The organism is Mycolicibacter heraklionensis, from assembly GCF_001021505.1.
Classification (GTDB): domain Bacteria; phylum Actinomycetota; class Actinomycetes; order Mycobacteriales; family Mycobacteriaceae; genus Mycobacterium; species Mycobacterium heraklionense.
The window spans coordinates 88,321-101,867 of record NZ_LDPO01000002.1; the positions used below are offsets into that span (position 1 = coordinate 88,321).

Annotated in this window: 13 protein-coding genes; 8 read left to right on the forward strand and 5 right to left on the reverse strand. The window is 67.1% G+C overall.

What is annotated here, in order from left to right; genetic code table 11:
• The first annotated feature begins 124 nt into the window (after positions 1 to 124).
• Entirely contained in the window at positions 125 to 1,309 is a 1,185-nt protein-coding gene (locus tag ABW16_RS03785; RefSeq protein WP_047317822.1) for a PPE family protein, read from the forward strand.
• Here the strand turns inward: ABW16_RS03785 and ABW16_RS03790 are convergent.
• The 3 genes from ABW16_RS03790 to ABW16_RS03800 form a co-directional block, all read right to left on the reverse strand.
• A complete protein-coding gene (locus ABW16_RS03790) occupies positions 1,275 to 4,157 on the reverse strand; it encodes an MMPL/RND family transporter (protein WP_047317823.1) in 2,883 nt (960 codons plus the stop codon). The genes ABW16_RS03785 and ABW16_RS03790 overlap by 35 nt on opposite strands.
• Complete coding sequence (locus ABW16_RS03795; RefSeq protein WP_047318092.1) at positions 4,154 to 4,585, reverse strand: MmpS family transport accessory protein; 432 nt, start codon at positions 4,583 to 4,585, stop codon at positions 4,154 to 4,156. Before ABW16_RS03795 ends, ABW16_RS03790 begins: the two co-directional genes overlap by 4 nt.
• Before the next feature lie 104 nt (positions 4,586 to 4,689).
• Complete coding sequence (locus ABW16_RS03800; protein ID WP_047317824.1) at positions 4,690 to 5,301, reverse strand: TetR/AcrR family transcriptional regulator; 612 nt, start codon at positions 5,299 to 5,301, stop codon at positions 4,690 to 4,692.
• Positions 5,302 to 5,382: 81 nt separating this feature from the next.
• On the opposite strand from ABW16_RS03800, the gene ABW16_RS03805 reads away from it, so the two are divergent.
• From ABW16_RS03805 to tpx, 3 genes are read left to right on the forward strand one after another with little or no spacing between them, the layout of a single operon-like run.
• A complete protein-coding gene (locus ABW16_RS03805) occupies positions 5,383 to 6,309 on the forward strand; it encodes a metal-dependent hydrolase (protein WP_047317825.1) in 927 nt (308 codons plus the stop codon).
• Positions 6,309 to 7,454: a hypothetical protein gene (locus tag ABW16_RS03810; protein WP_047317826.1), complete on the forward strand. Its 1,146-nt coding sequence runs from the start codon at positions 6,309 to 6,311 to the stop codon at positions 7,452 to 7,454. The genes ABW16_RS03805 and ABW16_RS03810 overlap by 1 nt, the downstream gene beginning before the upstream one ends.
• 58 nt (positions 7,455 to 7,512) lie before the next feature.
• On the forward strand, positions 7,513 to 8,013 hold the full coding sequence (gene tpx, locus ABW16_RS03815; RefSeq protein WP_047317827.1) for a thiol peroxidase: 501 nt from the start codon (positions 7,513 to 7,515) through the stop codon (positions 8,011 to 8,013).
• 11 nt (positions 8,014 to 8,024) lie between these two features.
• Here the strand turns inward: tpx and ABW16_RS03820 are convergent, their stop codons facing one another.
• The gene (locus tag ABW16_RS03820; RefSeq protein ID WP_047317828.1) at positions 8,025 to 8,798 is read right to left on the reverse strand and encodes an enoyl-CoA hydratase/isomerase family protein; all 774 of its coding nucleotides are present in this window, start codon (positions 8,796 to 8,798) and stop codon (positions 8,025 to 8,027) included.
• Positions 8,799 to 8,830: 32 nt separating this feature from the next.
• Between ABW16_RS03820 and ABW16_RS03825 the strand changes: the two genes are divergently transcribed.
• Genes ABW16_RS03825 through ABW16_RS03835 form a run of 3 tightly spaced genes read left to right on the forward strand, consistent with a single transcriptional unit; the run spans position 8,831 to position 10,917 of the window.
• Positions 8,831 to 9,205, forward strand: coding sequence for an NYN domain-containing protein (locus ABW16_RS03825; RefSeq protein ID WP_200900608.1), 375 nt, complete (start codon positions 8,831 to 8,833; stop codon positions 9,203 to 9,205).
• On the forward strand, positions 9,202 to 10,047 hold the full coding sequence (locus ABW16_RS03830) for a helix-turn-helix domain-containing protein (RefSeq protein WP_109519470.1): 846 nt from the start codon (positions 9,202 to 9,204) through the stop codon (positions 10,045 to 10,047). The genes ABW16_RS03825 and ABW16_RS03830 overlap by 4 nt, the downstream gene beginning before the upstream one ends.
• A 54-nt stretch (positions 10,048 to 10,101) precedes the next feature.
• A complete protein-coding gene (locus ABW16_RS03835; RefSeq protein WP_047317831.1) occupies positions 10,102 to 10,917 on the forward strand; it encodes a class I SAM-dependent methyltransferase in 816 nt (271 codons plus the stop codon).
• Here the strand turns inward: ABW16_RS03835 and ABW16_RS03840 are convergent.
• Positions 10,893 to 12,509: an FAD-binding protein gene (locus tag ABW16_RS03840; RefSeq protein ID WP_047317832.1), complete on the reverse strand. Its 1,617-nt coding sequence runs from the start codon at positions 12,507 to 12,509 to the stop codon at positions 10,893 to 10,895. The genes ABW16_RS03835 and ABW16_RS03840 overlap by 25 nt on opposite strands.
• 188 nt (positions 12,510 to 12,697) lie before the next feature.
• On the opposite strand from ABW16_RS03840, the gene ABW16_RS03845 reads away from it, so the two are divergent.
• Positions 12,698 to 13,543 (forward strand): lytic transglycosylase domain-containing protein, encoded by an 846-nt coding sequence (locus tag ABW16_RS03845; protein WP_047318093.1) that lies wholly within the window; start codon positions 12,698 to 12,700, stop codon positions 13,541 to 13,543.
• The last annotated feature ends 4 nt before the right edge of the window (positions 13,544 to 13,547 follow it).

Here is a 13,547-nt window from a genome sequence, read left to right on the forward strand (position 1 = left end):
TCTGCCGGCTCTGCGGGCGCACAGCGGGCGCACAGCGCAGACCTGCCGGGCGCCAAAAATAGCTAGCTAGCCTTCCTAAAGCATCTCGCCGGCTCGTTCGCCGGCCAAGAGATAAGGGGAGGCAATGGATTACGGAGTCCTGCCGCCGGAGATCAATTCGGCGCGCATGTACGCCGGCCCCGGCCCGGCTTCGTTACTGGCCTCCGCGACCGCCTGGCAGGATCTGGCCGCCGAACTGAACTCCGCGGCCGCGTCCTACGGCTCGGTGATTACGGGCCTGACGGGTGGTCCTTGGCTGGGGACCTCTGCGGCGACGATGGCTGCCGCGGCAAGCCCCTACATCGCCTGGCTCGGTGCCACCGGGGCACAGGCCGAGCAGGCCGCCGCCCAATTGACCGCGGCCGTCACGGCCTATGAATCCGCTTACGCGGCAACGGTTCCGCCGCCGCTGATCGCCGCCAACCGCACCCTGCAAGAGACGCTGATCGCCACCAATCTCCTCGGGCAGAACACCGCGGCGATCGCCACCACCGAGGCGCAATATCTCGAGATGTGGGCGCAGGACGCCGCGGCCATGTACGGCTACGCCGGGGCGTCGGCGGTAGCCACCCAGGTCACGCCGTTCGCCTCGCCACCGCAGACCACTGACCCGTCCCGGCAGGCCGGCCAGGTCGCTTCCGTGGCGCAGTCAGCGGCCGCGACCACCGGTACCGACACTGAGGCACTGATGTCGCAAGGGCCGCAACTGCTCTCGACCACCCCGACGGCGCTGCAGGCGTTGGCCTCACCCACCGAGGAGGCCTCGACGGGCGGGTCGATGTCGTCGTCAATGTCGAGCCTCAACTCGCTGATGATGCCGATGCGCATGGCGATGATGCCGATGAGCATGCTGATGCGCATGCTCATGGGAGGCTCCACCGGGGCCAAGGGCGCCGCGGCGGGTGTGGCGGCCGCCGGCGGGGCGGCCTCGGGCATGCTCAGCTCCGCTGGTGGCGCGGCCGGCACGGTGACGTTGGCGGGCTTCTCCGGCGGATCGGCGGCGACCGCAGGTCTGGGCCGGGCCGCCTCGATCGGCGCGTTGTCGGTGCCGCCGGCCTGGACCGGTCTGGGTGTGACCAGCGCTCCGATGGCCGCGGCGCTGCCGTCGGGCGGCGGGGTAGCGGCCTCGGCGGCGGGGATGGGCAACGCGGCGGCGGTGCCGCCGATGGTGCCGTTCGGCAGCCTGGCCGCGCGCGGTGGCGTAGGCGGTCCGGCCACCCAGTACGACTTTCGGCCTACGGTGGTCCCGCGGTCGCCGGCAGCGGGGTAGTGGCCGCGTCGGCTTCGATGGGCGCGGGCCGGGACGGCGCCGACGGCGCTCGCCGGATGTTCTGGATGTTTTGAGGCCACCAGAACCATCGGCCGAGCAGCGCCGCGATCGAGGGTGTCAAGAACGAGCGCACGATCAGGGTGTCGAACAGCAGGCCGAGCCCGATCGTGCTGCCGGCCTGACCGATCGAGTACAGGTCACTGGCCGCCATCGACATCATCGTGAAGGCGAACACCAGGCCCGCTGCCGTGACCACCGATCCGGTTCCGCCGATCGAGCGGATGATTCCGGTCTTGATCCCGGCGCCGATCTCCTCCTGGAACCGGGAGACCAGCAGCAGGTTGTAGTCCGAACCGACCGCAAGCAGGATGATCACCCCGAACACCGGTGCGATCCAGTTCAATTGGAGGCCGAGGATGTGCTGCCACACCACCACGGTCAGGCCGAAGGCGGCGCTCAGTGACAGCAACACCGTCCCGACGATCACCGCGGAGGCGACTAGCGCCCGGGTGATCAACAGCATCACGATGAAGATCAGCGTCACCGCCGCCACCCCGACGATCAGGATGTCGTAGGTGGAGCCGACCTGGATGTCGTTGTACACCGCGGCGGTTCCGGTGAGATAGAACTTCGCACCCGTCAGCGGGGTGCCCTTCACCGCATCGTGAGCGGCCGCCAGCATCGGCTCGACGAACGAGATGCCTTTCGGGGTGGCCGGGTCGGCGTCGTAGGTGACGATGAACCGTGCCGCCTTGCCGTCCGGGGACAAGAACAGCTTGAGGCCCTTCTGGAAGTCCGGGTTGTCGAAGGCCTCCGGAGGCAGGTAGAAGTAGTCGTCGGCCTTGGAGGTGTCGAAGGCCCGCCCCATCTCGGCCGCCGTGTCGGTCATCCGCGCCATCTGGGTCACCAGGCCGGAGAAGGTCGAATGCATCGAGAGCAGGCTGCCCTGCATGGATTTCGCCACTGCGATAATCGGGTCGAACTGCCCGGCGATCTGCGGCATCACCGTGTTCAGGTCGGCCATGTCAGCCAGCAACGGCCGCATGTTCTCGCTGAACTCGTCCATCCCGTCGTAGGCATCGAAGACCGATCGGATCGCGTCGCACGCGGGGATGTTCAGGCAGTGCTGCTCCCAGTAGAAGTAGTTGCGAATCGGGCGCACGACGTCGTCGAAATCTGCGATGTGGTCCCGGATCTCGTCGACGGTCGCGGTCACCGTTGCCATGTCGGCGCTCATCTTGTCGGTAGTGCTGTTCATCTGGGTGACAAGGTCGCGCAGTCGGACCATGGAGTCGATGGTGGCGCCCAGGTCGTGGCTCATCCGCTCCATGTCTGATAGCCGGTCGGTCATGAACTGCAGGTTCTCCTGGATCGGGACGGCCTGCATGCTGACCTGGAACGGAATCGACGTATGGTCGATCGGGCTGCCCAGCGGCCGCGTGATGCTCTGCACGCGTTCCACCCCGCGGGTGCGAAACATGTTCTTGGCGATCCGGTCCAAGATGATCATGTCGGCAGGATTGCGAAGATCGTGGTCGCTTTCGACCATCAGGACGTCCGGGTTCATCCGGGCGGCGCTGAAGTGACGTTCGGCTGCGTCGTAGCCGACGTTCGCGGGCAGGCTCGCCGGAATGTAATAGCGGTCGTTGAAGCTGATCTTCATGCTGGGCACCGCCAGCATGCCGGCGAGTGTGACCAGCAGTGCCGCCACGAAAACCGCACCGGGCCAGCGGACATTGGCGGTTCCGATACGCCGCCAGCCGCGGCCCTCGGTCCGCTTGGGCTCCAGCAGGCCGCGCCGGGTGGCGATCGCGACGATGGCCGGCGCCACGGTGAGCGCACCGGCGATGACCACCAGCAGACCCAGTGCCGACGGGATGCCCAGGGCCTTGAAGTAGGACAGCCGGGCGAAATGCAGACACAGTGACGCGCCCGCGATCGTCAGCCCCGAGCCCAAAATGACATGCCAGGTGCCACGAAACATCGAGTACCAGGCGGTCTCGGGGTCCTCGCCGGCGTTGCGGGCTTCGTGGTAGCGCCCGATCAGGAAGATCGCGTAGTCGGTTCCGGCTGCGATCGCCAACGAGGACAGCATCGCGACGACGAATGTCGAAAAGCCCAGTAGGCCATGGTGTCCCAGAAGTGCGACGAGGCCGCGCGCGCTGCCCATTTCGAAGCCGACCATCACCAGCGCGAGCGCGACGGTGGCCGCGGAACGGTAGACGATAGCCAGCATGATGATGATGACCACACCGGTCACGCCCATCATCTTGAGCATGCTCTTGTCGGCGGCTTCGTTCATGTCGGTGGTCAGCGCGGCCTGGCCGGTGACATAGGACTTCACACCGGCCGGTGCGGGCACCGAGGCGACGATCTTGCGGACCGCGTCGACCGACTCGTTGCCCAGGGTGCTGCCCTGGTCGCCTGCGGTGTTGATCTGCGCGTAGGCGGCCTTGCCGTCGGTGCTTTGCACCCCGGCGGCGGTGATCGGGTCACCCCACAGGTCCGCGATGTGCTGGACGTGTTCGTGATCGGCCGCCAGCTTGGCGATCACGGCGTCGTAGTAGCGGTGCGCCTCTGGGCCCAGTTCCGTCTCGCCCTCGAGCACCAGCATCACCATGGCGTCGGAGTCGAATTCGGCGAACGTGGCGCCGATGTGCTTGGCCGCGATCATCGACGGCGCGTCCTGAGGCGACATCGTCACCGCGTTGTCGCGTGCCACCGACTCGATGGGCGGAACCAGCACATTGAGGCCGACGGTCAGCAGTAGCCAGAAGATCACCAGCGGCCAGGCCAGCCGGCGAACCGCCCGCATATACCCCGGGCGAAGGGTGCCGTGGCCGCTCATGCGCCTTTGACCAGACAGAACACCTGGGCGTGGTGCCCGGTGGACAGCTGCTCGTCCTTGACGGCGCCGTTGACTGTGATGCGGCAGCCGATCTGGTCGCCGTCACCTTGGGCGACCAGATTGCCGATGACCGACGGACTCGTCGTGGTCATCGTGTGGCTCCAGGGCAGGCCGCTGAACGTCGCCTGCGCGGGCTGGGCCTCCCGGTCCAGATAGCTCACCGAGCCGGTGACGGCGCCGGCCCCGAAAACCTCGTAGCGGACCTGTTTTTCGTTGATCGAGTTGATCACCTGCGAACCGCTGCCGTCCCAGCGGAAGATCTCATCGGCGCCGAACACACCGCGAAGGTTCACGACTGCCAGCGTTCCGACGATCGCCGCCGACGCGACCACGACGGGCAGCCAGGCTCGGCTCACGATCGCGCGCATGCCCATCACCTCTCGTTTCCATCCGCTCGAACACTTCGTGAATACTATACCCCGTAGGGTATATCAAATATTCCCGAAGAACCCCGCGGGGTGTCGGAGAACTGTCAGTCGACGGCGTGCCGCGACTGGGCGGTGACGGCTTCGCCGAGCCAGCGGCGTAAGAACCGACGCAGCTCGTCGGGGGAGCGATCTGGGTCGTTGGGCGCCACGACGAACGAGAGCATGATCCGCAGGGTGAACTCGACAAGCTCGCGCAGCGCCGCTTCGTCGTAGCCGTACCGCTTCCAGTCGATGTCGAACCGCTCGATCATTCGCATGCCGAAGGCGCGGGCCTCTTGCGAGGTCATCTCTCGGTTGTGCGCGGACGACGACGACAACATGGCGCCCAGGTGCGGCGAGCGGGCCACCGCATCCAGGGTGTAGACCGCACCTTCGGCGAGCGCGTCGGCGGGATCGTGGATGCCGTGCACGTGGTCGGTGAGCCGGTCGAGGAAGTCGTCGACCGAGGCGATGGCCACGGCGCGCATCAGCGCCTCGGCGGTGGGGAAGTAGCGGTACACCGTCTGCCGGATCACTCCGAGCGACGTGGCGACGTCGGCCAGCGACACCGCCGAACCGGTCTCGGCGACCAGCTCGACGGCCGCGGCGATAATCCGCCGGCTGGCTTCCTCGTCGGTGTGCGGCGGGTTACCTCCCCAGCCGCGTCGCCGTGCCATCAGTGACCTGCTTGACAAGCTTGGAGCATCGAACAATCATACGCGAAGGCGTCTAGTTGTATGTTTTGAGCTGAGGTGGCGATGACTGACCTGATCGTGCGCAAACTGCGGTTCGCGTTCGCCGAGTATCCGGTGCCATTCTTGTGGAACGAAGCGAACCCGGCGTTCTCATCGATGGCCAACGCGGTCTCGCTGCTTGCGATCGGCTTCGAGAAGATGATCGGCGGCATGATCGCCGAGGCGATGCCGCTGATCACCGACCCCGTGGTCGCCGAAGAGGCCGACGCCTTCGTGCGGCAGGAGGGCCAGCACTCGATGGCCCATCGCGGCCATGCGAAGGCACTGGTCAGGGCCTACCCGGGACTCAAGGAAACCGTCGACGAATGCAACGCCATGTTCGACAAGATGGCCGCCGAAAAATCACTGGACTACCGGCTGGCCTACACCGCCGACCTCGAGGCGACCTTCACCCCGGTCTTCAAGCTGATGCTCGACCACGACAACACGCTGTTCGCTCCGGGTGACGACCGGGTGGCGTCACTGTTCTTGTGGCACTTCGTTGAAGAAGTCGAGCACCGAAGCTCCGCGCTGATCATCTACGACCACGTCATCAACGACCCGTGGTACCGGATGCGGATGGCGCCGTCCATCTTCAAACACGTGATGAGCGTGATCAAGGTGGCGTGCGAAGGTTTCAATCGGCACATTCCCTTGGAAGACCGCAAAGTTGACGCGCTGTCACTGTTCACCACCTACCGTGCCAAGCAGGCCTGGCGGCGGCGGGTTCCGTTCGGCTGGCCCGCGGACGAGGGCCCGGTCGCCGATGCCTTCAAACATCTGCCAAAGCGCGAAATGGCCACCGCGGTAGCCGGTATCATCCGCAGCCAGCTGCCCAATCACAAACCGGCTCACGAAAAGATCCCGGCCCTGGCCAACGAGTGGTTCGCCCGTTATGACGACGGCTACGACGTGACCAAGTGGTACACCGCAGAGGAGAAGAGCGCCTGATGCCCGACTTGTGTACCCCGACATTCGAGCGCCTCGCCGAGTCGCTGGGCTTCTCCTGCGGCGAGGCCGGGGGATTGCTGGAATTCCGCAGCCCCTTGCAGCTGGAGAATTGGACGCTGCCGGTTCTCGAGATCACCGTGATCACCGGGGCCGTGCTGGCGTTGATCTACGCGATCATCCGGTACCGCCGCGGGGATGCCACCAACTTGGCATTGTGGTTCGGGGCGATCGCCTATCTGCTGATCATCGAACCCCCGCTGTATTTTCCGGGCGCGTTCGGTATCGCCGATCATGTCGACACGATGTTCGCGCACAACGTGTTCAGCGTCGAATTCCTGTGGGGTCGGCTGCCGCTGTACATCGTCGCGATCTATCCGATGATGGCCACCATTTCCTTCGAGATCGTCCGGATCCTGGGTGTGTTCCGCCGCTACGGTGCGATTGTCGGGGCGATCTGCGTGGGCTTTGTCCACCATGCGTTCTACGAGATCTTCGACCACCTCGGCCCGCAGCTGCGCTGGTGGGAATGGTCGGTGGACAACCCGTTGAACCAACCCATGTTCACCTCGGTGCCGCTGGGCAGTGTCGTGGTGTTCGCGGCATTGTGGCCGGCGTCGCTGGCGTTCTGTGTCCAACTGTTGGTCGGTCGCCAGGCCGACCACGGCAGGAGATTCACCGGCCTGCAGGTGATCTGGCGGACGATCGTGATCGGAATCCTGGCCTCGCTCGGGACCGGCATCCTGCCGCTGCCGGCTACCCTGCTCGGTGCCGCCACTGACGGAAAGCTCCTTGGGATCGCCTATGCCGCAGAACTTCTCATCATCACGGCGGTGGCCATACCGGTCCTGGTCATCTCATGGCGGCGGCTGCGGCTGAATCTTTTCGTGGAAGGCCGCTATGACAACCGGCTGATGGTCCGCTACGCCGCGGTGTATCTGTCGGTCATGACGGTGCTGTGGTTGACGGCCTTGCCGGCCTACCTCGACGCGTCGGGCGGGCTGACCGCTAACGGTGACCCGGTGGGATGTCTGTGGTACGTGGTCCTGTGCTTCACGGCGGCTTACCTGAGTGTGGTGGCCGCGGCAACCGTTCCACCGATCCTGGAGCCCCGGGAGAACCCCGCGCCGGTGGCCGCCGGCCACTGAGCCCCCCCGATCACGGCCCGACGTCGACGCCGGTTGACGTGCTTGGCAGACTGTTGCCATGGCGCAGATCACGTTAAAGGGAAACCAGATCAACACTTCAGGCGAGTTGCCGGCCGTGGGTTCGGCCGCTCCCGCCTTCACCTTGGCCGGAACCGACCTGAGTGTGGTCGACAGCGGTAGCTTTGCCGGCAAGCCGGTCCTGCTGAACATCTTCCCGTCGGTCGACACCCCGGTCTGTGCGACCAGCGTGCGGACCTTCAACGAGCGGGCCGCCGCGGCCGGGGGAACCGTGCTGTGCGTCTCCAACGACCTGCCGTTCGCCCTGAAGCGGTTCTGCGGTGCCGAGGGCATCGAGAACGTCACCAGCGCCTCGGGCTTCCGGGACAGCTTCGGTGCCGACTACGGGATCACCATCACCGACGGTCCGCTGGCCGGGCTGCTGGGCCGGGCGATCGTGGTGATCGGCGCGGACGGCAACGTCGCCTACACCGAGCTGGTGCCCGAGATCGGCCAGGAGCCGAACTACGACGCGGCGCTGGCGGCACTGGCCGCGGCCTGAACCCCGGCGGTTCAGCGGCCCCGCCACTGCGGTGGCCGCTGCTCCCGCCAGGCTGCTAGGCCTTCGGCGACGTCCTCGGTCGCCGCGGCCACCTTGCGCATCGTTTCGCCGAACCGCACGGCGTCGATCCAGCTCATGTCGCTGCTGCGCCACGCCACCTCCTTGGTGGCCCGCTGGGCCAGGGGAGCGGCTTTGGTGAGGGTGCGCGCCCAGGCCACGGCTGTTTCCTGCAGGGCGCCGGGTTCGACGAGTTTCCATACCAGGCCGATGTCCTTGGCGCGTTGCGCGCTCATCGGCTCTCCGGTCAGCAGCAGCTCCATCGCGTTGGCCCAGCCCACCCGCTGGGGTAGCCGGATCGCCCCCACGATGGTGGGCACTCCCAGCGACACCTCTGGGAAGCGGAACACCGCATCGGTGCTGGCGATGACGAAGTCGCAGAACAACAATCCGGTGAGGCCGTAGCCGACACAGGGGCCGTGCACGGCGGCGATGGTCGGCTTGAAGAGTTCCATGCCGGACTCGAACGAGTTGATCGTGGGCTTCTCCCAGAACGTGCCCGGAAAGGTGCCGACCGCGCCCGCCGAGTCCTTGAGATCGGCTCCGGCGCAGAACACGTCGCCTTCGGCCGTGAGGATCCCGACCCAGGCGTCCTCCTCGGCGCGGAACCGGTCCCAGGCGGCGTTGAGGTCTTCGCGCATCGCCCCATTGATGGCGTTGCGGGCCTCGGGCCGGTTCAGGGTGATGGTCGCGACGTGGTCGTGGCACTCATAGGTGACCAGGCTCATGGCGCTCATTTCTGCACCGTACCGTCGGAGTCGTGCGATGGATCGTCGACGCGATGAACGTGATCGGTGCGCGCCCGGACGGCTGGTGGAAGGACCGCCATGCCGCGATGGTCCGGCTGACCCGACAGCTCGAAGCCTGGGCAGCGGCGCAAGGCGGGCACGTCACCGTGGTCTTCGAAAAGCCGCCGTCGCCGCCCATCGAATCGGAAGTCGTCACGATCGCCGCGGCGCCGCGGCCCGGAGCCAACTCCGCCGACGACGAGATCGTGCGGCTGGTTCAGGCCGACGACCGGCCGCACGAGATCACCGTTGTGACCTCTGACAGCACGCTGGCGGAGCGGGTTACTACTGCGGGCGCAGCCACCTGCCCGGCGGCGCGTTTCCGAAGGCTCATCGAGGAGGGGTGATGCAGCCGCAACTGTTTCGGCCCCGACCGCCGCTGTCGGAGAGCATCGCCTACTTCGGGTACTGGGACCGCCGTACCGGTGGCCCACACCGCAGTCGAGCCTTACCACGCGGGGCGGCGACCATCGTCATCGATGTCGGCGACCGGCCGGAAGTGGATTTCTTCGACGCCGACGCGCACAGCCGGTTGACGGTGCCACCCGCGTTCTTTATCGGCGCCGGCACCGTGTCCTACGTGACACACATCGACACGGCACAGACTGTCATCACGGTCCACTTTCGCCCCGGCGGCGCATGGCCGTTCTTGGACATCGCGCAGGGGGAGTTGACCGATGCCTGCGTCGGGCTGGACGAGTTGTGCGGGCGCGAGGCTGTGACGCTGCGCCAGCGGTTGGCGGAGGCATCTTCGGGTGCCACACGTGTCAGGCTGCTCGAAGCCTTCCTCGTGAACCGCTTGCAGGCCACACAATTCGCTCCGCACCCGGATGTGACCACCGTGTTGGACGCCGCCGAACGCAACCCATCGATGCGCGTCGGTGACGCGGTCGCGCTCACCGGTTCGTCGCCCAAACGGCTGATCAACATGTTTCGTGCGCAGATCGGTCTGACGCCCAAGGCGTACCTACGGGTGCGGCGATTGCAGGCCGCCCTCAAGCGTCTCGACAGCGGGGCCGCCGGTGGCGCCGCCCTGGCGGCTGAACTGGGGTACTTCGATCAGGCGCACTTCGTGCGGGAGTTTCGAGAGTTCACCGAGACCACCCCCACCCAGTACCTGCGCCGCCGTTCGTGGTTGGCCGGGCACGTTGAGCTGGTCGAGGATTCTGCGACGACGCGGCGCGGGTGAGCGGCGGCAAAAATATCCAAGCCAACCGCCACCGCGATCCCAGATGATGGTGTCATGTACCGCACCCGAGAAGCCGTGGCCAGCACCGGAATCCTTGTCGCCGCGATCCGGGCCAAGGAATCCGCCCGCGATGACGCCCTGTTCACCGATCCGTTCGCCCACAAGCTGGCGGGGGAGGACGGGCGGCGGATGCTGGCCGCGGCCATCGCCAACTCGGGTGAGCAGTCGACCTGGCAGATCGTCGTGCGCACCCGCTTCTGGGATGAGGCCCTGCTGCGCGCCGGACTCGCCCAGGTGGTCATCCTGGCGGCCGGCATGGACGCCCGGGCATACCGGCTGCCCTGGCCGGACCACACCACCGTCTACGAAGTCGATCAACCAGCGGTCATCGCGGCCAAAGCCGAACTGCTCGCCAACGACCAGCCCCGTTGCCGGCGGGTGCCGCTCGGCATCGACCTCGCCGAGGACTGGCCCACGGCCCTGGAGGCCGCGGGCTTCGACGCGACCGCTCCCAGCGTCTGGCTCATCGAGGGGCTGCTGCAGTACCTCGACGCGCCCGCAGTACGCGCGCTGTTCGCCCGCGTCGACGCGTTATCGGCGCCCGGCTCGGTGCTGCTGTACGACGTGGTCGGCAAGACCCTGCTGGAAGCGCCGTCGATGGCGCCGTTGCTGCAGTCCATGGCGCAGCAGGGATCGCCGTGGCTGTTCGGCACGGACGAACCCGGTGAGCTTGCGGAACGACTCGGTTGGTCGGCCGTGGTGACTGACGTGGCGGAGCCGGGCAACCGGTGGAACCGCTGGTTCCCGGCGGTGGCCGCAGCCGCTGGACCGGACGTGCCGCGTGGCTATTTCGTCGAAGCGCAGCGATAGCTGGTCGCGTTGGCGGCGCTGGCTCCGGCGCGACGTCCGGCGAACACGCAGTCGGCGATCGACAGTCCGCTGACGTAGGACCGTGACGCGATGCCGACGGCGGTGCGGCCGGCGCTGTAGAGCCCGGGAATCGGATCACCGTCCGCGTCGATAACCGCGCCGGTGTCCTCGGACACCCGGACGCCACCCAGGGTGAGCATCGGCGTGGGACGTAAGACGTTGGGCTGCACCGAGATATCCATCAGGGTGAAAGGGCCCTGATCGATGCGCCGACAGAAGTCGGCGGGCTTGCCAGCCGGGTCCTCAGCGCCGGAGTCGATCGCGTCGTTGTGCGCCGCGACGGTGGCTGCCAAACCCTCGGCGTCTATCCCGGCGGCTCGAGCCACCTCAGCCAGCGTCGCGCCGCGCACGGCGCCGGAGAACATCAGCGCGGCGCCCTGGGCACGCTGGAACCACAGGGTCTGGGTGAGCAGCTGGCGCCGGGCTTCGGCCATGAGGCGGGAATCGGCCAGAATCCAGCCCCGGCTGCCATGGTTCTTCACCATGGCCTGCCCGACCGCGGCGCCGTAACGGGACTCGTCGATCACCCGGCGGCCGTCGGCGTCGACGATGATCGCGGAGATGAATGCGCTCGGGGGTGTGATGAACTTCCAGACCGAGACGTTGTCCATGTGATCGGTCACCGCGCCGACGCTCTGGGCCAGCGCAATGCCACTGCCGTCGTCGCCGCTGGTTCCCAGGGGCAGGCCGCCGTTGAATTCCGGCGCGTAGCGCTTACGCCACTCGGTGTTGGCGATGAAACCTCCGGCGCAGATGATCACCCCGCGCCGCGCAATGATCTCGATCTCCCGGCCGTAGCGCCGTTGCAGCTTCTCCAGTCGCCGGTCCATCGCGGCGCGCAGCGGCGGGTAGTAGACCCCGGGTTTTGACGAGAGCGCGGCCAGGCGGGCATAGCGACGCTGGATGCGCCGCGGTGCCTGCCCCATGGTCGTGGCCCGCACGCCGATCACCCGACCGGACGAGTCCTGCAGCAGTTCGGTGACCGTGGTGTGCGGGCGGAAGTCCACACCGAGCTTGCGCGCCGACTCGGCCAGCGGCGCATAGATCTTCTTGCCGGATGTGCCTTTGCCGTAGGCGCGGTGACCGCGCTGCACCGGCGGGGTGTGGGCGCGGAACGCTCCGGCGTTCTCACTGCCCGAGTGGTACAGGTAGTAGCGGTTGTTCGGAAAGGACGTCTTGTAGGGACACAGTCCGGAGTTGAACGGCACCCCGCGGGCCTGCAACCAGTCGATCATCTCCGGGCTGCCGTCGACGAAGCGCTGCAGTGTTTCGGGGCGGACCGCGTCGCCGACCTCGAGACGCAGGTAGTCCAGCATCTGCTCGGTGGTGTCGTGCACGCCGGCGTCTTTCTGAACCGACGTTCCGCCGCCGGCGTAGATGATGCCGCCCGAGATCGCGGTGGCGCCGCCGCCGTTGGCACGGTCCACCGCGATCACCTCGGCGCCCAGTTCGCGGGCGGTGATCGCGGCGGAGGTACCGGCGGCGCCGTACCCGACGATGACGACATCGGTCGTCACGCTGGTGGTGGTCATGCGCTCTCCCTTGACGACGTGAGCTGAACGGCCCTCAATGTAACAGCCGGTAGTTCTCTGGTTGTGGAAGTGACCAGCAGTGATTGGTCGGCCTACGAGGCAAAGCGAAACGTGTTCTAGGTGGCCTGGGACGCTCCGATCGGCCGCCCTGCGCGGTTCGCGGCGGCGCAGGGGAGAAGATGAACGGCATGGCTGTTCGGTTGTGGCGTCTGGTCGCCTCCCTGGTTGTCGCCTTCGGCTGCGCGGTGACGGCGGCGCTACCCGCCGGCGCGGCGCCGGGCGTGGATCCGGCCGCGTTGGCCGCTGACCTGGTCGCTGCCGATCAGGCGTTGCGGAATACGTCGTCGCCGGAGCAGGTGCTGGCCGCCGCGGCCCGCCGGCAACAGGTCGCCTACCGCACCCTCGGTGCGCACCCGGAGTGGGATGCGATCGCTCGCGCGCAGATCCCGGCGGCGCTGCTCGCGGTCTACGACCGCAACATCGACGCACGTCGTGCACTCATGGCGCTCACCGACCCGAAAGACACCATGCCGCCCTGGCGGGTGGTGCCGCCGGTGCCGGCGAACGAGCTGATGGCCAGCTACCGCGCGGCCGAGGCCGCATCCGGGGTGCCGTGGAACTACCTGGCGGCGATCAACTTCGTCGAGACCGGCTTTGGCCGCATCAACGGTGTCAGCGACGACGCCGCCCAGGGCCCGATGCAGTTCCTGCCCTCGACGTTCGCGGCCTACGGCAACGGGGGAGACATCCACTCGCCGCGCGATGCCATCATGGCGGCCGGTCGCCTGTTGGCCGCCAACGGTTTTGCCACCAATCGCGACAAGGCGATCTGGGGTTACAACCATTCCGACCACTACGTGCGGGCGGTCAACGACTACGCCGCGGTCATAGGAGGCGACCCAGCCGGGTTCGCCAGCTACTACCGCTGGGACACCTACTACCGGACCACCGCCGGCGATCTGCTGCTGCCTATCGGGTATGTCTCGTCGTCGCGGATCCCGGTTGGGGAGTATCTGGCCGCGCACCCGCAGTGACCCC

Bases quoted from the DNA above. Each gene is read 5' to 3' on its own strand.
- ABW16_RS03785 (WP_047317822.1), top strand. From the start codon at position 125: ATGGATTACGGAGTCCTGCCGCCGGAGATCAATTCGGCGCGCATGTAC.
- ABW16_RS03790 (WP_047317823.1), bottom strand. From the start codon at position 4,157: ATGAGCGGCCACGGCACCCTTCGCCCGGGGTATATGCGGGCGGTTCGC.
- ABW16_RS03795 (WP_047318092.1), bottom strand. From the start codon at position 4,585: ATGCGCGCGATCGTGAGCCGAGCCTGGCTGCCCGTCGTGGTCGCGTCG.
- ABW16_RS03800 (WP_047317824.1), bottom strand. From the start codon at position 5,301: ATGGCACGGCGACGCGGCTGGGGAGGTAACCCGCCGCACACCGACGAG.
- ABW16_RS03805 (WP_047317825.1), top strand. From the start codon at position 5,383: ATGACTGACCTGATCGTGCGCAAACTGCGGTTCGCGTTCGCCGAGTAT.
- ABW16_RS03810 (WP_047317826.1), top strand. From the start codon at position 6,309: ATGCCCGACTTGTGTACCCCGACATTCGAGCGCCTCGCCGAGTCGCTG.
- tpx (WP_047317827.1), top strand. From the start codon at position 7,513: ATGGCGCAGATCACGTTAAAGGGAAACCAGATCAACACTTCAGGCGAG.
- ABW16_RS03820 (WP_047317828.1), bottom strand. From the start codon at position 8,798: ATGAGCCTGGTCACCTATGAGTGCCACGACCACGTCGCGACCATCACC.
- ABW16_RS03835 (WP_047317831.1), top strand. From the start codon at position 10,102: ATGTACCGCACCCGAGAAGCCGTGGCCAGCACCGGAATCCTTGTCGCC.
- ABW16_RS03840 (WP_047317832.1), bottom strand. From the start codon at position 12,509: ATGACCACCACCAGCGTGACGACCGATGTCGTCATCGTCGGGTACGGC.
- ABW16_RS03845 (WP_047318093.1), top strand. From the start codon at position 12,698: ATGGCTGTTCGGTTGTGGCGTCTGGTCGCCTCCCTGGTTGTCGCCTTC.